This window comes from Streptomyces sp. CA-106110 (assembly GCF_050936285.1).
Lineage (GTDB): Bacteria > Actinomycetota > Actinomycetes > Streptomycetales > Streptomycetaceae > Streptomyces.
In genome coordinates this window covers 3,886,495-3,904,113 of sequence record NZ_JBNJNB010000001.1, presented here as the reverse complement: position 1 = coordinate 3,904,113, position 17,619 = coordinate 3,886,495, and the positions used below count along the sequence as shown (strand labels likewise).

16 protein-coding genes are annotated in these 17,619 nt (G+C 69.0%); 10 read left to right on the top strand and 6 right to left on the bottom strand.

From position 1 onward, the window contains the following. Positions 1–101: 101 nt before the first annotated feature. The gene (locus ACQEXA_RS17920) at positions 102–554 is read right to left on the bottom strand and encodes a lamin tail domain-containing protein (RefSeq protein WP_432939604.1); all 453 of its coding nucleotides are present in this window, start codon (positions 552–554) and stop codon (positions 102–104) included. Between the two features lie 187 nt (positions 555–741). Between ACQEXA_RS17920 and dxr the strand changes: the two genes are divergently transcribed. From dxr to ACQEXA_RS17875, 9 genes are all read left to right on the top strand, one after another. Beyond that, the gene (dxr, locus tag ACQEXA_RS17915; RefSeq protein WP_432933286.1) at positions 742–1,998 is read left to right on the top strand and encodes a 1-deoxy-D-xylulose-5-phosphate reductoisomerase; all 1,257 of its coding nucleotides are present in this window, start codon (positions 742–744) and stop codon (positions 1,996–1,998) included. Then, the gene (locus tag ACQEXA_RS17910) at positions 1,995–3,299 is read left to right on the top strand and encodes a M50 family metallopeptidase (RefSeq protein ID WP_432933288.1); all 1,305 of its coding nucleotides are present in this window, start codon (positions 1,995–1,997) and stop codon (positions 3,297–3,299) included. The genes dxr and ACQEXA_RS17910 overlap by 4 nt, the downstream gene beginning before the upstream one ends. Before the next feature lie 168 nt (positions 3,300–3,467). Next, positions 3,468–4,625 carry a flavodoxin-dependent (E)-4-hydroxy-3-methylbut-2-enyl-diphosphate synthase gene (ispG, locus tag ACQEXA_RS17905; RefSeq protein ID WP_360998563.1) on the top strand — a complete coding sequence of 386 codons (1,158 nt, stop codon included), beginning with the start codon at positions 3,468–3,470 and terminating at the stop codon, positions 4,623–4,625. Positions 4,626–4,796: 171 nt separating this feature from the next. After that, on the top strand, positions 4,797–5,051 hold the full coding sequence (locus tag ACQEXA_RS17900; protein ID WP_433130548.1) for a hypothetical protein: 255 nt from the start codon (positions 4,797–4,799) through the stop codon (positions 5,049–5,051). Positions 5,052–5,066: 15 nt separating this feature from the next. Then, positions 5,067–5,780, top strand: coding sequence for an alpha-L-fucosidase (locus tag ACQEXA_RS17895; protein ID WP_433130546.1), 714 nt, complete (start codon positions 5,067–5,069; stop codon positions 5,778–5,780). Between the two features lie 21 nt (positions 5,781–5,801). Then, the gene (locus ACQEXA_RS17890) at positions 5,802–6,602 is read left to right on the top strand and encodes a discoidin domain-containing protein (protein WP_432933292.1); all 801 of its coding nucleotides are present in this window, start codon (positions 5,802–5,804) and stop codon (positions 6,600–6,602) included. 108 nt (positions 6,603–6,710) lie between these two features. Then, positions 6,711–7,559 (top strand): GNAT family N-acetyltransferase, encoded by an 849-nt coding sequence (locus ACQEXA_RS17885; protein ID WP_432933294.1) that lies wholly within the window; start codon positions 6,711–6,713, stop codon positions 7,557–7,559. A 97-nt stretch (positions 7,560–7,656) separates the two neighbouring features. Continuing rightward, positions 7,657–8,226 (top strand): GNAT family N-acetyltransferase, encoded by a 570-nt coding sequence (locus ACQEXA_RS17880; RefSeq protein ID WP_432933296.1) that lies wholly within the window; start codon positions 7,657–7,659, stop codon positions 8,224–8,226. A 108-nt stretch (positions 8,227–8,334) separates the two neighbouring features. Beyond that, a complete protein-coding gene (locus ACQEXA_RS17875; RefSeq protein ID WP_432933298.1) occupies positions 8,335–10,035 on the top strand; it encodes a proline--tRNA ligase in 1,701 nt (566 codons plus the stop codon). A 406-nt stretch (positions 10,036–10,441) separates the two neighbouring features. Here ACQEXA_RS17875 and ACQEXA_RS17870 read toward each other — a convergent pair whose 3' ends face one another. The 5 genes from ACQEXA_RS17870 to ACQEXA_RS17850 all read right to left on the bottom strand — a co-directional run bounded on the left by ACQEXA_RS17870 (position 10,442) and on the right by ACQEXA_RS17850 (position 16,888). Next, complete coding sequence (locus ACQEXA_RS17870; protein WP_433130544.1) at positions 10,442–11,689, bottom strand: IS110 family transposase; 1,248 nt, start codon at positions 11,687–11,689, stop codon at positions 10,442–10,444. 161 nt (positions 11,690–11,850) lie between these two features. Next, positions 11,851–13,656 (bottom strand): group II intron reverse transcriptase/maturase, encoded by a 1,806-nt coding sequence (gene ltrA, locus ACQEXA_RS17865; RefSeq protein ID WP_433134578.1) that lies wholly within the window; start codon positions 13,654–13,656, stop codon positions 11,851–11,853. A gap of 1,218 nt (positions 13,657–14,874) precedes the next feature. Beyond that, positions 14,875–15,777, bottom strand: coding sequence for an aminoglycoside phosphotransferase family protein (locus ACQEXA_RS17860; RefSeq protein WP_432933302.1), 903 nt, complete (start codon positions 15,775–15,777; stop codon positions 14,875–14,877). A gap of 56 nt (positions 15,778–15,833) precedes the next feature. Beyond that, positions 15,834–16,340, bottom strand: coding sequence for a ferritin-like domain-containing protein (locus ACQEXA_RS17855; protein WP_432933304.1), 507 nt, complete (start codon positions 16,338–16,340; stop codon positions 15,834–15,836). Beyond that, positions 16,337–16,888 carry a hypothetical protein gene (locus tag ACQEXA_RS17850; RefSeq protein ID WP_432933306.1) on the bottom strand — a complete coding sequence of 184 codons (552 nt, stop codon included), beginning with the start codon at positions 16,886–16,888 and terminating at the stop codon, positions 16,337–16,339. Before ACQEXA_RS17850 ends, ACQEXA_RS17855 begins: the two co-directional genes overlap by 4 nt. A gap of 219 nt (positions 16,889–17,107) precedes the next feature. Here ACQEXA_RS17850 and rimP point away from each other — a divergent pair, with 219 nt between their 5' ends. After that, the gene (gene rimP, locus ACQEXA_RS17845; RefSeq protein ID WP_359405658.1) at positions 17,108–17,617 is read left to right on the top strand and encodes a ribosome maturation factor RimP; all 510 of its coding nucleotides are present in this window, start codon (positions 17,108–17,110) and stop codon (positions 17,615–17,617) included. Positions 17,618–17,619: the final 2 nt, after the last annotated feature.

The following is a 17,619-nucleotide window of genomic DNA, read 5'->3' as shown; positions in this document are numbered from 1 at the left end:
CATCCCCGCGCCCCTTTCGGGGTGCGGGGAACCGCGCGATCAACCACGGGTGACCGGTGGCCGACGCATGACGCGCGGCCCCGGTCGCTTGCTCGCGGGGCTCAGCAGTACTTGTCGCTGGGGTCCCGCGTCGTCCACGAGCAGGAGTCGACCTTCGAACCGTTCGACTTCGTCAGCGTCGCCGTGTCGCTCGTGTTGTTCCAGACGTACCAGCGACGGTTCTGGTACTTGTCCGCCGTGGTGTCCTTGCCCCGGCCGGTGTGCACCTTCATCGTCTTGTGCGCACCGATCTTCACGTTGAGGAACGTGTACCGGTGGTTCGAGGCGTCCTTCAGGATCCAGCCCTTCAGCGAGACCGCCGAGGAACCGTTGTTCTTGATCTGGACCCATTCGGCGTTGAGGCTCTTGTTCGAACCGTCGTCCTTGCCGGGGCTGTCGAACCAGACCCGGTAAATGGTCACCCCACCCGCGGCCTGCGCGGGAGTGGCCAGGAATGCCGTGCTCGCCAGGGCCACGGCGCCCGCGAGAGCGGGCAGGGCGGCGCGAATGCGCATGAAGATCCCCCCAAGGATGTCGTCCTCCGGCCGGTCTCCCACCGGCCAGGATTGAAGAGTTATCACAAGATCTTCACTGGAGCTTCACAGGAGGCGATTCTGCTTCGCCCGGCAGCGAGGGCGGATATGGCGCACGCGTGAGGGATGCCCTGTCCTCACGTCGGCGCCGTACCGCAACAATGGAGGCATGAGCGACAGTCCAGCCCCTCTTGCCGACCCCCATCTCGTCTTCGACTCCGTGGACGGAATGCGGGAGGTCGTGATCCTCGGCTCCACCGGCTCGATCGGCACCCAGGCCATCGACCTCGTGCTGCGCAACCCCGACCGCTTCCAGGTCACCGCGCTCTCGGCCAACGGCGGCCGGGTCGGACTGCTCGCCGAGCAGGCCCGCCGGCTGCGTGTGCGCACGGTCGCCGTCGCGCGCGAGGACGTCGTGCCGGCCCTGCGGGAGGCCCTGAGCGCCCAGTACGGCCCCGGAGAGCCGCTCCCCGAGATCCTCGCCGGACCCGAGGCGGCGACCCGCCTGGCCGCCTCGGACTGCCACACGGTCCTGAACGGCATCACCGGCTCCATCGGCCTCGCGCCCACCCTCGCCGCCCTGGAGGCGGGCCGTACGCTCGCGCTCGCCAACAAGGAGTCGCTCATCGTCGGCGGCCCGCTGGTGAAGGCCCTGGCCAAGCCCGGCCAGATCATCCCGGTCGACTCCGAGCACGCCGCCCTCTTCCAGGCCCTCGCCGCCGGCACCCGCGCCGATGTGCGCAAGCTCGTGGTCACCGCCTCCGGCGGCCCGTTCCGCGGCCGGACGAAGGCCGAGCTGGCCGACGTCGCCCCCGAGGACGCCCTCGCCCATCCCACCTGGGCGATGGGCCCGGTCATCACGATCAACTCGGCGACCCTGGTGAACAAGGGCCTGGAAGTGATCGAGGCGCACCTGCTGTACGACATTCCCTTCGATCGCATTGAGGTGGTCGTGCATCCGCAGTCGTATGTCCACTCGATGGTGGAATTCACGGACGGATCGACGCTGGCGCAGGCGACGCCCCCGGATATGCGGGGGCCGATCGCCATCGGACTCGGCTGGCCCGAACGGGTGCCCGAAGCGGCGCCCGCCTTCGACTGGAGCAAGGCGTCCACCTGGGAATTCTTCCCGCTCGACACCGAGGCGTTCCCCTCGGTCGGACTCGCCCGGCACGTGGGAGAGCTCGCGGGCACGGCCCCGGCAGTGTTCAATGCGGCAAATGAGGAGTGCGTCGACGCGTTCCTGAACGGCAGCCTGCCGTTTCTCGGGATCATGGATACGGTCACACGGGTGGTGGAGGAACACGGCACCCCTCGTAAGGGAACTTCTCTGACCGTCGCGGACGTCCTCGAAGCGGAGGCCTGGGCGCGCGCCCGGGCGAGGGAACTGACGGCGCAGACGGCAACCGCGGAGGCTCGTGCATGACGACCCTGATGATGATCCTCGGCATAATCGTCTTCGCGTTGGGCCTGCTGGTCTCGATCGCCTGGCACGAGCTGGGGCATCTGTCGACGGCCAAGCTCTTCGGCATCCGGGTGCCGCAGTACATGGTCGGCTTCGGCCCGACCGTCTGGTCCCGCAAGAAGGGCGAGACCGAGTACGGCGTCAAGGCGATTCCGCTCGGCGGCTACATCCGCATGATCGGGATGTTCCCGCCGGGGCCGGACGGCCGGATCGAGGCCCGCTCCACCTCGCCGTGGCGCGGGATGATCGAGGACGCGCGGGCCCAGTCCTTCGAGGAACTGCAGCCCGGTGACGAGGACCGCCTCTTCTACACGCGCAAGCCGTGGAAGCGGGTCATCGTCATGTTCGCGGGCCCCTTCATGAACCTGATCCTCGCCGTGGCGGTCTTCCTCGGCGTGATGATGACCTTCGGCGTCCAGACCCAGACCACCACGGTCTCCAAGGTCTCCGACTGCGTCATCCAGCAGAGCGACAACCGCACCAAGTGCGTGAAGGACGACCCGGCCGCTCCCGCCCGGGCCGCCGGACTCAAGCCCGGCGACAAGATCCTCGCGTTCAACGGCGCACAGGTGCAGGACTGGTCCATGCTCCAGTCCGAGATCCGCGCCAACCCCGGCAAGGACGTCACGCTCACGGTCGAACGCAAGGGCCAGAAAGTCGACCTGCACGCCCACCTGATCAAGAACCAGGTGAGCAAGACGGACGGCAACGGCGGCTATGTCGAGGGCAAGTACGTGTACGCCGGCTTCCTCGGCTTCACACCCGCCGCGGGCATCGTCCCGCAGTCCTTCGACCAGTCCGTGCAGCGCATGGGCGACATGATGGAGAATGGCGTCGAGTCGCTGATCTCCCTGCCCGGCAAGATCCCGGCGCTGTGGGACGCGGCCTTCGGCAACGCGCCCCGCCAGCCGGACTCCCCGATGGGCGTGGTCGGCGCGGCCCGAGTCGGCGGTGAGGTGTTCACCCTCGACGTCCCGCCGTCCCAGCAGATCGCGATGATGCTGCTGCTCGTCGCGGGATTCAACCTGTCCCTGTTCCTGTTCAACATGCTTCCGCTGCTCCCGCTCGACGGCGGGCACATCGCGGGCGCCCTGTGGGAGTCGCTGCGCCGGACCGTGGCCAAGGTGCTGCGCCGCCCGGACCCGGGCCCCTTCGACGTGGCGAAGCTGATGCCCGTGGCGTACGTGGTGGCCGGGATCTTCGTCTGCTTCACCATCCTGGTGCTGATCGCGGATGTGGTTAACCCGGTGAAAATCTCCTAGCCACTCGGTGTTGGCGGCGGCCGGGGAGACTTCTTCCCGGCCGCCGCCCATTGGGTGGGTTTAACGGACCGTGATGTGCTGGCGTCGGGGCCCGTGGCGTAATCTCAAGGCTTGGAGCCCGTCGTTCCGGGACCGGACCTTGATCCACAACTTGGGGTTGCACAGCAGATGACTGCGATTTCACTTGGCATGCCGTCCGTTCCGATCAAGCTCGCCGAGCGCCGGAAGAGCCGGCAGATCCAGGTCGGATCCGTGGCGGTGGGCGGTGACGCCCCGGTGTCGGTGCAGTCGATGACGACGACCCGTACGTCGGACATCGGTGCCACGTTGCAGCAGATTGCGGAGCTGACCGCGTCGGGCTGCCAGATCGTCCGGGTGGCGTGTCCGACGCAGGACGACGCGGACGCGCTTGCGACGATCGCGAAGAAGTCGCAGATCCCGGTGATCGCGGATATCCACTTTCAGCCGAAGTACGTGTTCGCGGCGATCGAGGCGGGCTGTGCGGCCGTCCGGGTGAATCCGGGCAACATCAAGCAGTTCGACGACAAGGTCCGGGAGATCGCGAGGGCGGCCAAGGATCATGGCACGCCGATCCGGATCGGGGTGAACGCGGGCTCGCTGGACCGTCGGCTGCTGCAGAAGTACGGCAAGGCGACGCCGGAGGCGCTGGCGGAGTCGGCGCTGTGGGAGGCGTCGCTGTTCGAGGAGCACGACTTCCGGGACATCAAGATCTCGGTCAAGCACAACGACCCGGTTGTGATGATCGAGGCCTACCGGCAGCTGGCGGAGCAGTGCGAGTACCCGCTGCACCTGGGTGTCACCGAGGCGGGTCCCGCTTTCCAGGGCACGATCAAGTCGGCGGTCGCTTTCGGTGCGCTGCTCTCGCAGGGCATCGGGGACACCATCCGGGTCTCTCTGTCGGCTCCTCCGGTGGAGGAGGTCAAGGTGGGCACCCAGATCCTGGAGTCGCTGGGGCTGCGTGAGCGTGGTCTGGAGATCGTGTCCTGCCCGTCCTGCGGTCGTGCGCAGGTGGATGTGTACAAGCTGGCCGAGGAGGTCACGGCGGGCCTGACGGGGATGGAGGTCCCGCTGCGGGTGGCGGTCATGGGCTGTGTCGTCAACGGTCCGGGCGAGGCCCGCGAGGCGGACCTGGGCGTCGCCTCCGGCAACGGCAAGGGCCAGATCTTCGTCAAGGGCGAGGTCATCAAGACCGTGCCGGAGTCGAAGATCGTGGAGACGCTCATCGAAGAGGCGATGAAGCTCGCCGAGCAGATGGAGAAGGACGGCGCGGCGTCCGGCGAGCCCTCGGTCTCCGTGGCCGGCTGAGTCCCGCTTCCTTTCCCCGCGTCACCTGCGCCCCGTCACACGGTTTGTGACGGGGCGTACGTGTTCCCTTGACAGCTCCGATGTATGGCGACAGCTTGTGGAGCGCACGGCCCTTCTGTCCCACGAGATGCGCACAGACCCGCACAGACGTCGGATGACCAAGGTGCCCGTATGAGAAGCCGCAGACTTCTGGCCCTCTGGGCCGGGCTCCTTTCCCTGCTCGCCGGGCTCCTCCTTGCCGCACCCGCCTCCACGGCCTCCGCCGCGCTCACGCCCACGGCGCCCGCGGGCGGGCAGCCGTATCCGCCGCGGCAGACCATGCTCCGGAACGCCACGGCGGGGCTCTTCCTGCACTGGGGCATGTTCACCGCGCCCAAGCACTACGACTGTGCCGAGTGGGAGAAGGCCGTCACCGACGGCGGCTGAAACCCCGGCTACTGGGTGGACGAGGCCCGCAAGATCCGCGCGAGCTATATCGTGCTCGCCACCTTCCACTCCCGTCTCGGCTACGCCCGCCCCTGGCCCTCGAAGATCCCCGGCTCCTGCTCCACCCGGCGTGACATCCTCGGCGAACTCATCCATGCCGCCGACGCCAAGGGCATCAAGGTCATCCTCTATATGACCGACGACCCCCAGTGGCACGGCGAGCAGGGCATCGAGACCCTCGACTCGGCCGCCTACTCCGCCTACAAGGGGCATGACGTCGACCTCACGACCCGTCAGGGCTTCGGTGAGTTCTCGTACGACAACTTCTTCGAGGTCATGGCCGACTACCCGAAACTCGCCGGGTTCTGGATCGACAACGACAACGAGTACTGGGAACAGCACCGGCTCTACGAGCAGATCCGCGAGCTGCGCCCGGACATGACCCTGAGCAACAACAACGAGGACACCCCGATCATGGACATGGTGTCTCACGAGCAGAAGACCGGGATGACCCCGCCCTACGATCAACCGTCGGCGATCTGGACCCCGCTGCCGCGGCTGACCGAGTCCTGCTACAAGGTCCCGGACACCGGCAGTTGGTGGTACGACGGCCAGGACCGGCCCGTCTCCACCGCGCTCAACGTCGACCGGTACATCGCCAACGCGGGCAACTCCATCAGGTCCCTCATGGACTTCACCGCCATGGTGAACGGCAGATTCCCGCCGTAACAGGAGCAGTTCACCAACCTGATGAGGGACTACCTCCCGCCCATCTGGGAGTCCCTGCACGGCGTCGACGCGGGCGGCTTCCTCCACGGCGGGATGCAGCCCGGTGCCTGGAACGACGGCGCGTACGGCTACATCACCGTCAGCCGGGCCCACCGCACGACCCAGTACGTGCACATCACCACCGCACCGGTGAGCGGCGACGAGATCCGGGTCCGCGACAACGGCTACCGGACCGAGCGCGTCACCGACCTGCGCACCGGCAAGCGGCTCCACTTCGACCAGCGGGACGGGACCCTCACCGTCAGCGGGATCACCGGCTGGGACCCGTACGACACCGTCCTGAAGGTGCGGACCGCACCCCAGCGCGAGGGCGTGTATCCCACCGGCAGCGTCAAGGCGAGCGAACCCGCGCTCACCGGCGGTGACTTCACGACCTACACCGACAACCAGGGCGCTCTGCCGACGAGTTACACCCTGGACCTGGGTCGGATCCGCAAGGCCGCCTTCCTTGCGATCAACCAGCGCGAGTGGTCGCCCACCTACAACAGGGAGACCTTCGGCAGGAAGGAGGACTCCGCCAGGATCAAGGACTACACGGTTCCCGTGAGTGATGACGGGCGTACATGGAGTGACGTCAAGGCCGGTGTGCTGGAGAGCGCCAGAGGGGTCCGCTTCATCGACCACGGCGCACCTGTGAGCACCCGGTACATCAAGCTCGACGTGCCGACGACCTGGGCGGCGCCCACCGTTCCCGCCTTCTACCGGCAGCTGAGAATCGACGAGATCCAGGTCGGCTACGACCATCCCTCGGGCCACGGCTGACCCAGTGGTCAGCCCGCGCCGCCCGTGGGACGGGAGACCGGGCGGCGCGGCACAAGCGCGCCAGGTACAGTGCGGAGATCAGCAGACCCCAGGGTGAGGCTCCCGCACTTGTTGACGCAGACCACCACACGGGTCCTCGAACCGAGTGACCTGGACGCCGCGCTCGCCGTCCTCGACCGCGAGCCGGTCGCGAACGCCTTCGTGACGTCGCGTGTCCAGGTCGCCGGCCTGGATCCCTGGCGCCTGGGCGGCGAGATGTGGGGCTGGTACGAGGACGGCATGCTCACCTCGCTGTGCTACGCGGGCGCCAACCTCGTCCCGATCTGTGCGAGTCCCCGCGCGGTGCGGGCCTTCGCCGACCGCGCCCGGCGGGCCGGCCGCCGCTGCTCCTCCATCGTCGGGCCCGCCGAGTCCACCGCCCTGCTGTGGCGGCTCCTCGAGCCCAGCTGGGGCCCGGCCCGTGAGATCCGCGGACACCAGCCACTCATGGTCACGGACCGCATGCCGGCCGGCATCACCCCGGATCCGTACGTCCGTCGCATCCGCAAGGACGAGATGGAGACGATCATGCCGGCCTGCGTCGCGATGTTCACCGAGGAGGTCGGCGTCTCACCGCTGGCAGCCGACGGCGGGCTGCTCTACCAGGCCCGGGTGGCCGAACTCGTCGGCTCCGGACGCTCGTTCGCCCGCCTCGACGACGACGGCAAGGTCATCTTCAAGGCGGAGATCGGTGCGGCCACCCCGCAGGCCTGCCAGATCCAGGGCGTGTGGGTCGCTCCCGAGTACCGCGGCCAGGGACTCGCGGCCCCCGGCATGGCGGCGGTGCTGCGCTTCGCGCTGGCGGACGTGGCCCCGACGGTGAGCCTGTACGTCAACGACTTCAACACCGCCGCGCGCCGGACGTACCGGAGAGTGGGCTTCCAGGAGGTCGGCGCGTTCATGAGCGTGCTGTTCTGAGCGGCCGCTGCTGGAGCGGCGGCACCGGGGACCGTGCGACCGGCCACCCGCGAACGTCGCCCGGAGGGCGGTTCGCACCCCCCTGTAGGCTCCCCGCATGCTGCGCTTCCCCGGTCACGGTCGCCGCGACCCCGAAGACGTCGTGATCGGCCCCCTGGACCTGTCCGCCCGCGTCGACGAGGCGCTCGCCGTACAGGCCGTGGCGTTCGGGCTGGGCGCCGACGAGATCGCCGTACGCCGTCAGATCGTGCTGCGGCACATGAGCTACCCCGGGGCCCGGGCGCTCGGCGCCACCACCGCCGGTGGACGGCTCGTCGGATTCGTCTACGGCATGCCCAACGACCGGACGCACTGGTGGTCCACGGTCGTCGAACCGTATCTGCGGGCCCAGGGGAACGCCGGGTGGCTCGACGACTCGTTCGTGATCACCGAGCTGCATGTGCACCCGCACCACCAGAACCGGGGCATCGGCCGGGCCCTGATCACCACCATCACCGACGGCGCGGAGCAGCCCCGCTCGATCCTGTCGGCGATCGACACCGAGAGCCCGGCCCGCGGGCTGTACCGCTCGCTGGGCTATGAGGACCTCGCCCGGCGGGTGATCTTCCCCAGCGCCCCGAAGCCGTACGCCGTGATGGGCGCCCCGCTGCCGCTGCGCCGACGCTGACGAATTTCCGCCCGCCCCTGCTGCCCGGTTAACCTCCTAGCCATCACCCTCCCTCGCTCTCGGCTGCGCTCGGGCGGGGGGACCCCCATCAGCAGGAGTCGAGAAATCATGGCGAACGCACCGGTCCAGCGCATGTCCCAGTTGATGGCGAAGACGCTGCGCGACGACCCGGCCGACGCCGAGGTCCTCAGCCACAAACTGCTGGTGCGCGCCGGTTACGTACGCCGCACCGCCGCCGGGGTGTGGACCTGGCTGCCGCTCGGCAAGAAGGTCCTCGCCAATGTGGAGCGGGTCGTCCGCGAGGAGATGGACGCCATCGGCGCCCAGGAGGTGCTGCTGCCCGCGCTGCTGCCCCGGGAGCCGTACGAGGCGACGGGCCGCTGGGACGAGTACGGCGCCGAGCTGTTCCGCCTGAAGGACCGCAAGGGCGGCGACTACCTGCTGGGCCCGACCCACGAGGAGATCTTCACGCTGCTCGTGAAGGACCAGGCGTCCTCGTACAAGGACCTGCCGGTGATCCTCTACCAGATCCAGACCAAGTTCCGGGACGAGGCCCGGCCCCGTGCGGGCATCCTGCGCGGCCGGGAATTCCTGATGAAGGACTCGTACTCCTTCGACCTCGAGGACGAGGGCCTCGCCCAGTCCTACGCCCTGCACCGCCAGGCCTACCAGCGCGTCTTCGAGCGCCTGGGCCTCGACTACCGGATCTGCGCCGCGACCGCCGGCGCGATGGGCGGCTCCAAGTCCGAGGAGTTCCTCGCCCCGGCCGACGCCGGCGAGGACACCTTCGCGGACTGCCCGAACTGTGACTTCGCCGCCAACACCGAGGCGATCACCTACGAGCTGAAGCCGGTGGACGCGGCGGACGTGCTCGCCCTCGAGGAGATTCCGACCCCGGACACCCCGACCATCGAGACCCTCGCCGCCTCCCTCGGCGTCCAGGCCTCCGACACCCTGAAGAACCTGCTCGTCAAGGTCGACGGCGAGATCGTCGCCGTGGGCGTCCCCGGTGACCGCGAGGTCGACATCGACAAGGTCGAGGCACACTTCGCCCCGGCGGTCGTCGAGATGGTCACCGAGACGGACTTCGCCGGCCGGCCGGACCTGGTCCGCGGCTACGTCGGTCCGCAGGGCCTGGAGAAGGTCACCTACATCGCCGACCCGCGCGTGGCCCCGGGCACCTCCTGGATCACCGGTGCCAACAAGGAGGGCATGCACGCGAAGAACGTGGTCGCGGGCCGCGACTTCGAGGTCGACGCGTACGTCGACGTCGTGGTGGTCCAGGAGGGCGACCCGTGCCCGAAGTGCGGAACCGGGCTCAAGCTCGACCGCGCGATCGAGATCGGCCACATCTTCCAGCTGGGCCGCAAGTACGCCGACGCCCTCAAGCTCGACGTCCTCGGCCAGAACGGCAAGCCGGTCCGGGTGACCATGGGCTCCTACGGCATCGGTGTCTCCCGCGCGGTCGCCGCGCTCGCCGAGCAGACCGCCGACGAGCAGGGGCTGTGCTGGCCCAAGGATGTCGCCCCGGCCGATGTGCACGTCGTGGCGGCGGGCAAGGCCCTGCAGACCGAGCTGGCCCTCGACGTCTCCCAGAAGCTGGCCGAGGCCGGTCTCCGGGTCCTGGTGGACGACCGTGCGGGTGTCTCGCCGGGCGTGAAGTTCACGGACGCCGAGCTGATCGGCGTGCCTCAGATCCTGGTGGCGGGCCGTCGCTCCGCCGAGGGCGTCCTGGAGCTCAAGGACCGCAAGACGGGCGAGCGCGAGGAACTGACGGTGGACGAGGCGATCGCCCGCCTGACGGCCTGAGCCTCATCGCCCGACACCCGATGGCCGCCGGTCACCGACCGGCGGCCATCGGCCGTTCCGGGGCCGATACCGAGTCCTGCCGCTGCGAAGCTCCCGACCCGGGTGTGCGGGTGTCGTTCGGCTGGCCATCGCACTGCGCGCTGTCGGGCTCCGGCTTCGCTGCCATGGTCGGATCGGCGGCCGTCGGTTGTCCACGGGCCGGTGCTGAGTGCCGCTGCGTCGCTCCCGGCTCGGGGTGGGGCGTCGTACGGCACTACGCGCTGCGGGCTACGACTCCGCCGCCGTTCCTGTCGGCGACCGTCGGCTGTTCCGGGGCCGACGGCCGAGTGCTGCCGGTGCTGAGTGCCGCTGCGTCGCTCCCGGCTCGGGGTGTGGGGGTGCCGTGCGGCTCTCTTGAAAATGCCCCTCAGGCGGCTTCTGTGCGTGGAGTGAGAGTGACCTCGTAGCCGAGGGCGTCGAGCTGGGTGAGGAGCCGTCGGCGGCGGGTTTCGTGGCTGACGCGGTTGCTGAAGTGGTCGGGACCGAGGTCCTGGTAGGGGGTGTCGGTGCTGAGCATGTGGTAAATGGAGACGATCATGCTGTGGGCGACGGCGACGATGGCGCGTTTGTCACCGCGCCGGGCACGGATGTGGTGGAACTGGGCGCACAGGTAGGTGCCCTTCAGTCTGGAGTTACACAGGGCGGCCATGCCCAGGGTGCCCTTGAGCCAGACGTCGCCGTGGCGGGTGGGGGCGTACTTGCGTTTCCCGGCGGACTCGCGGTTGCCCGGGGCCAGGCCGGACCAGGCGGCCAGGTGTCCCGCGCCGGGGAAGCGGCTCATGTCCACCCCGATCTCGGCGATGATGCTGTAAGCGGCCAGAGTGCTGATCCCGGGGATCGTGATGAGCAGTTCGACCTGGCGGCGAAACGGGGCGATCTGCCGGGCGATCTCCTCCTCCAACAGCGCAATGCGGGCGCTGGCGTCGCGGATGGCCCGGATCAAGATCTGGACCATGAAGCCGTGGTGTTCGTTGAAGTTCCCGGTCAGGACCTGGACCAGTTCGCTGTGCTTCTTACGCAGCTGGCCGACGGCCAGGTCGGCCAGGGCCTCGGGATCACGTTCGCCTGCCACCATCGCCTCAAGCATGCGCAGGGCTGAGACGCCTGCGATGTCGGAGACCACCGCGGTGAGCTTGATCCCGGCGTCCTCCAGCAGGTTGCCCAGCCGGTTGATCTCCCGGGAGCGTTCCTGGACGGTCTCGGTGCGATACCGAGTCAGGTCCCGCAGCTGTCGGATTTCCCTGGGCGGGACGAACGAGGGCCGCACCAGCCCGTTCTCGACCAGCCGGCAGATCCACTGCGCGTCGGTCACATCGGTCTTGCGGCCCGGGACGTTCTTGATGTGCTGGGCGTTCAGCAGCCATGGCTCGATCCCGTCGGTGGCCTCCAGCAGGTAGTACAACGCCTTCCAGTACGAGCCCGTGGCCTCCATCCCGAACACGGTGATCCGCTTGTCCAGCAGGTAGTCCCGCAGCTGCAGCAGCCCGGCGGTCGTCGTCGGGAATCTCTTCGTCTCCTGATGGCGCCTCGAGCCCTTCCCAGGCACCCGGATGCACACCGCGCAGTCCCGTTTGCCTAAGTCACCGCCAGCGCATCGTTCGTGAAGCAGGTCCATGCCCGCCCCCTTGCCTCTCGTGGTGCATGTCCGATTCACAGCGGCACCCGCCCGACAGGGTCGCAGACCGGGTAAGACGCTCTCTTGCGCCGGGTAGCGGGAACGCATCACTGCGTTCCCGCCCCCTAAGAACCGGACGTGCGGCGCCAACCGCATCCGGCTCAAGCAAGCCTTGAAGGCTCGTTGGCGGACAGAAGTGCTGGCCTGCCATCGGCGCCGAGAGTCTGGCGGCGGTGGCAGTGCGCGTGCACAAGGCGTGGAGCGGCGGGTTCGTCCGGCGTGCCGACTGCCGCGTCGGCGATGAACGCGTGTTTGCGGATCGCGTGGCGGACAGCCTTGAGCCACTGCTCCCATGCGTCCGGGCGCTGTGGTTCATGGTCGGCGTGCAGCAGCAGCGCCCCACATAGCGGGCAGCGGCTGTCCTGCGCTTGGATCAGTCGTAGGACGGCGCTGGCCAGTGGGGGTTGGCTGCGGCGACGCCGGTTGGCCCAGAAGTCGGCCAGGGCCGGGTCGTCGACCGACGCCGTTCCTGGCACCATCCGGTGCCGGACGATGGGTGTCCAGGCGAATTTGGCGAGGTAGCGACCGCTGGCGCGGTCCCCGAAGACCCACCGGTCCTGCCTGGACTTGTTGAACTCGCCGAAGTACCGGGCTGTGACCCAGCGGTTCGACTTGTTCGGGTGGGAGTACCTGGCCCACTTGTAGGTCAGTCTCCACACGTGGTGGTCCAGCGAGGCGAACGCCCGTTTGGAGACACCGATCCGGTAGTAGGCGGCCCACCCCTTGATGATCGGGTTGAGCTTGGCCACCACCGCTTCGGCATTGGTCCCTCGCAGGGCCAGCACCTCTGCGGTGAGCCGTTCCCGGATCCGCCGCAGGGCTGCCTGACTCGGCTTGGTCAGCAACTTGCCGCGATACCGGCGGATGTTGAACCCTAGGAAGTCACAGCCCTCGTCGAGGTGGACGACACGCGTCTTGTCCTCGTTGAAGGCCAGGCCCCTGGGCACCAGCCACGCGGCCAGCCGCGCCTTGACCTGTTCGGCCTGCTCACGGGAGTGGCACAGCGCGAGCAGGTCGTCGGCGTAGACGACCAGAACCGGGGAGCCCGGCGCCGTGGTCGCGGCACTGCTGCCGAGACGTTGGTACCGTACTCCGGCAGCCTCTTCCATGCCATGAAGGGCAATATTCAATAGCGCGGGACTGATCACCCCGCCTTGCGGAGTCCCCTCCTCGGTCGGGGTGAACCAACCTTTCTCGACCACGCCAGCCCTCAGCCATCCGGCTATCATTCCCCTGCCGGGAAATGTGCCCAGAGAGGCCAGTAGATAGCTGTGGTCGATTCGGTCGAAAGCCGCTTTCAAGTCGGCATCGAGCACCCACAGGCGTTTGGCGTTCCTGCCGCTTGCCGTTGTGTGGATGGCCACGATTGCGTCATGACAGCCACGACCGGGCCGAAAACCATAGGATCTCGGCCCGTATCGTGCCTCCCACTCGGGTTCCAGTGCTCCGAGAGCCAGGGCCTGAAGGCACCTGTCGGCAATCACGGGAATTCCTAGCGGGCGCCGGTCTCCGTTGCCCTTCGGTATATACACGCGCTTGACCGGCTTGGGTTTCCACGGTTTTGCGTGATGCTGTATCCAGTCGGTCAGTTCGGCCTTGGACTGGGGCAGCAGTGCGGTCTTCCCGTCGATGCCGGCCGTCGCGCGACCGGCGTTGATCTCCGTGACCCGCCGCACGCTCGCCAGCGTGTTGGCGCGGGAGCGGAGCATCAACTTCTGAAGATTCCTGACCCTGGCCAGGTCCCCTGCCTGCGATGCCGTGAAGATGCGCTGCCGCAGACGCCGTACGTCGTCCTCGACCTGTCGCCATTTGACCGACGACCAGTCGGTGATCTCGTCCTCCGGTCCGTTCGCCATCACAACAGCGCTCGTTGCGATCTGAGCCGCCCCGTTCGCCCTCGTTGCCATGGCGTCTAACTTGCCCTTCGGTTCCGGTGTCATAAACAGTCGTGTCTCACAGGCTCACCAGATCCACGTCAGCACCCTTTCGAGTCGAGGCATAGACCCCTATCCGACCAGTTATGCGGGTCCGCCGACGGAGTTGTCGGTTTCCGGCTCCCGGGTTCCTGTTTCCTTTCGGCTGTCGGCCTTCGCTTGTTGGATCCTCCTGCTCCCGCTGAGGAATTGGGCCTTCCTTGCGGTCGGCTTACCCGACGGACTTGTCGTCGGGACCTTATCGGGGTTGTCGTGTTCCGCATGAGTGAGATGTGACCGGGTTGGGTGTCCTCTGAACCCCGGGGACGGCGGTGTGCTCCCGAGTGGCGAGCACTGTCCACTCGGCGCCTGCCGCTTTCCTGCGGCCAGTCCCTATCACCCGCTGGTACTACCCATCGACGGGAGTTTGCTTGACGAGGCATCATCGAGGATTCATTTGCATTCACCCGTCCGCTCTTCCCCAGCCTGTAACCCCCGGATGGAACGGAGGTCCTTGGGCCTCGACCTCAGGCTTCGCACCCCGCAGTTACCCGCGACGCACGCTGAGGCGGGGACAGACCCTGCACACGGGCCTGGGCCCTACACCTTCGACATCAGTCGAACCTCCTCGGTGACGAACCACTCAACTCAAGCGACCTCACGTCGCAAGTGCTCACGGCAACAATCCCGGATACCTGCATTGGCCCCCGCGTCCGACTGGCTAACGGACTGAACACCCGTACCAAGCAATTACGACGTCAGCCGGACGGACACCAGCCCCGATTTTCCGCCCTCCGGGACGGGGCCCTCAAGGGCCCCTGGGAGACTGGCTATCGCACCGCGCGCTGCGGGCTGTGGCTCCGCTGTGGTCCGGTCGGCGACCGTCAGTTGTTCCGGGGCCGACGGCCGAGTGCTGCCGCTGCCGAGGGCCGCTGCGCAGCTCCCGGCTCAGGGTGTGGGGCGTCGTACGGCACTGCGCGCTGCCGGGCTACGGCTTCGCCGTGGTCCCGCCGTCGCCTGTCGGCTGTTCCGGTGCCGAGGGCCGCTGCGCAGCTCCCGGCTCAGGGTGTGCGGCGCCGTACGACAGGCCATCGCACCGCCCGCTGCCGTGCTGCGGCTCTGTCGTGGGGTCCTGTCGCCGGCCACGACGGCCGGCGGCTGTGGACCCCTCGGTCCTGGGCTCACACGTCCGGGTGATGTGCGACGGGCTGGTCACAGCCAGCTCGCGAACTCCAGCAGCAGTTCCGCGTCCTGGTCCCGGCCGACCCGGCGGGCCCGCACCCCGGACTCGACCGCCCGGAACAGCGTCCAGCCGCGCAGCCGCTCCTGGTCGAGGTCCAGCGACTCCGCGAGCCGTTTCACCCGGCGGCGCGTGATCGACGCGCCGGAGGGTGCCGCGATCAGGTCCTCCACCCGGTCGCGCACCAGCCGCGCCAGGTCGAAGGCGCACTCGCCCACCACCGGGTCCGGGCCCACGGCGAGCCACGGCATCCGCTCTCCGGCGAGCACCTTGCTCTGCCGGAAGGTGCCGTGCAGCAGCCGCTCGCCGGGCGGGGTGGCGAGCAGGTTCTCCCGGGCCACCAGTGCCGCGTCCACCAGGGGCGCCACCTCGGGGTCCGTCTCCGCTCCCACCCGCATCGCCTCGGCCTGCCGCCCGGTCCGGGCGGCCACCGTCTCGAAGGAGTGACCGACGGGCGGCTCCACCCACAGCCGGCGCAGCGTCCCCGCGGCCTCCAGCAGGGCCTTGGCCTCCGGCAGCGACCGTACGGACATCTCCGGATGCAGCCGCTCGAGCAGCAGGACGCCCTGCGCCGGGTCCGCGTCCAGCAGCCGCACTGCGCCGAGCCCGCCCCAGTGCGCGAGCGCGGCGCACTCGCTCTCGGGCCGGGCCCGCGGCGGCGCCAGCTTCAGTACGGCGGGCGTGCCGTCGGCCTGCCGCACCAGCAGGACCAGACTGCTGCGGCCGCCCGGTGCCTGCACCCGCTCGACGGTCAACTCGCGTAGATCCACGGCCTGCCGGGCCAGCCCGGAGAGCTTGTCCAGCCACTCGGCGCCGCCGTCCGGCATTGCCTCGCCGAGCGCCCGTACGAGGCGCTGCGGCGGTTCGAAAGCCATGCGCGAGTACTTCCCTTCCAGGTCCGCTTCGCACGCGCGTGGTGTGCGCGTACGCCTCAAGTCCGTGACGTCGCCGACGCGGTGGGGGCGGTAGCCGCCCGCTCGGCGAGACCTGGGAAGGCTACGCTCTCGCCGCTCCAGCGCACCGCCCGCACCGCCGCCTCCCGCAGCGCCCCGGCGGCGAAGCCCCGCCTGGTGCCCGTCGAGGCCCGGACGAGATCGGAGTACACCCCCGCCAGCCTCGCCTCCAACTCGGCGGCGAGCCGTACGGCGGCGGCGGAGTCCGGGACCCGGAAGGGCAGCGCGTAGCCGGCCGCGGCGGCGTCCGGTGTGCCGCCCAGGTCCCGCACGGCCCGGGTCAGTTCGTCCCGTCGCGCCCGGTGGGCGTCGTAGGCGGACTGCGCCTCCTGCCGCCGGGTCCGCTCGATCAGCCCGCCGACGACGCCGTAGCCGTAGACCGCCGCGTGTTCGGCGCGCAGGGCTGCCTGCAGTGCTGTGAGTTCGCCGTCCGCGGAGTCCGGCGTGCCGGTGTGCGTGCCCGGTGTGCTGCTTGCCGTACTCACTTCGGGGCCTCCGTCAGCAGATATGCGTGCGCTGCGCCGGCCGCCGCCACGGACGCCATCAGCCGTGCCAGCTCACCCGGTACCTCCAGCAGTGCCTTGGCCCGCTGGTCGGCCAGCGTGCGCTCGGCCGCGGCCAGGCCTGCGAGGGCGGTCTTGGGATCCGCGGGTACGGGAGAGGCGGTGGGTGAGGCCGACGCGGAGACCGGAGGGGACATCGAGGGGGAGGGCGACACCGGCACCGAGGGGGAGGCCGAGGCGCCCGAACCGCCGCCGAACGCCTGCGCATGCTGGACGACGGCCGTGCGCAGCGGCTGCAGCCGCGCCGCAAGCGCCGGATGGGCAGCGATCACCGCGGTGTACCGGTCGGCCAGCGTCTCGCTGTCACGGGCCGCACGTGCCCGTACCTTGTCGGCGACCGAGATGGTGCCGCCCCCGGTGACGGTCGAGTCGGGGGCGCTGGAGCAGCCCGCGAGCAGCGTGGCGCCCGCGGCCGAGACGAGCAGGCTTCGTCTGCGCAGGGGGATGCGCGGGTGCGGGGGGAACGGCACGGCAGACGTCCTCGAGAGGCGAGTTGACGAACGGATGGGCGACTCGCCCGTGATCACGGTACCCGGGTGCCGCCCCGGCTCTCGCCATCGGCTCGGCCGTTCACGCCCGGGGCCCTTGCCCATGGCCCAGGTGGACGGCAACACTCCCCGCGACCGGATACCCTTTGACCTGACACGCGACCAACCCATAACAGCACACGCGGCCGAGGAGTCACCCGGATGAGCACCACCCAGAGCGAGAGGCTGCGAGAACTGCTGGAGCCGCTCGTCAACTCCCAGGGACTCGATCTCGAGGAGATCGCGGTGGACTCGGTCGGGCGCAAGCGGGTGCTGCGTGTCGTCGTCGACTCCGACACCGGTGCCGATCTGGACCGGATCGCCGATGTGAGCCGTGTGCTCTCGGCGAAGCTCGACGAGGCGGACGCGATGGGCGAGGGCGAGTACACCCTCGAGGTCGGAACCCCGGGCGCGGAGCGCCTCCTCACGGAACACCGGCACTACGAGCGGGCCGCGGGCCGGCTGGTGAAGTTCCAGCTGGCCGAGGGCGGCGAGCTGGTCGCCAGAATCCTGCAGGTCGACGACGAGGGCGTCGACCTCGAGGTGCCCGGTGTCAAGGGCCGCAAGGCCACCACGCGCAGACTCGGCTTCCCGGACATCGTCAAGGCGCGCGTCCAGGTCGAGTTCAGCCGCAAGGACGACAGCGACATGAAAGAAGAAGAGGAGGCGTAGCT

Bases quoted from the DNA above. Each gene is read 5' to 3' on its own strand.
- ACQEXA_RS17920 (WP_432939604.1), bottom strand. From the start codon at position 554: ATGCGCATTCGCGCCGCCCTGCCCGCTCTCGCGGGCGCCGTGGCCCTG.
- dxr (WP_432933286.1), top strand. From the start codon at position 742: ATGAGCGACAGTCCAGCCCCTCTTGCCGACCCCCATCTCGTCTTCGAC.
- ACQEXA_RS17910 (WP_432933288.1), top strand. From the start codon at position 1,995: ATGACGACCCTGATGATGATCCTCGGCATAATCGTCTTCGCGTTGGGC.
- ispG (WP_360998563.1), top strand. From the start codon at position 3,468: ATGACTGCGATTTCACTTGGCATGCCGTCCGTTCCGATCAAGCTCGCC.
- ACQEXA_RS17900 (WP_433130548.1), top strand. From the start codon at position 4,797: ATGAGAAGCCGCAGACTTCTGGCCCTCTGGGCCGGGCTCCTTTCCCTG.
- ACQEXA_RS17890 (WP_432933292.1), top strand. From the start codon at position 5,802: ATGAGGGACTACCTCCCGCCCATCTGGGAGTCCCTGCACGGCGTCGAC.
- ACQEXA_RS17880 (WP_432933296.1), top strand. From the start codon at position 7,657: ATGCTGCGCTTCCCCGGTCACGGTCGCCGCGACCCCGAAGACGTCGTG.
- ACQEXA_RS17875 (WP_432933298.1), top strand. From the start codon at position 8,335: ATGGCGAACGCACCGGTCCAGCGCATGTCCCAGTTGATGGCGAAGACG.
- ACQEXA_RS17870 (WP_433130544.1), bottom strand. From the start codon at position 11,689: ATGGACCTGCTTCACGAACGATGCGCTGGCGGTGACTTAGGCAAACGG.
- ltrA (WP_433134578.1), bottom strand. From the start codon at position 13,656: ATGGCAACGAGGGCGAACGGGGCGGCTCAGATCGCAACGAGCGCTGTT.
- ACQEXA_RS17860 (WP_432933302.1), bottom strand. From the start codon at position 15,777: ATGGCTTTCGAACCGCCGCAGCGCCTCGTACGGGCGCTCGGCGAGGCA.
- rimP (WP_359405658.1), top strand. From the start codon at position 17,108: ATGAGCACCACCCAGAGCGAGAGGCTGCGAGAACTGCTGGAGCCGCTC.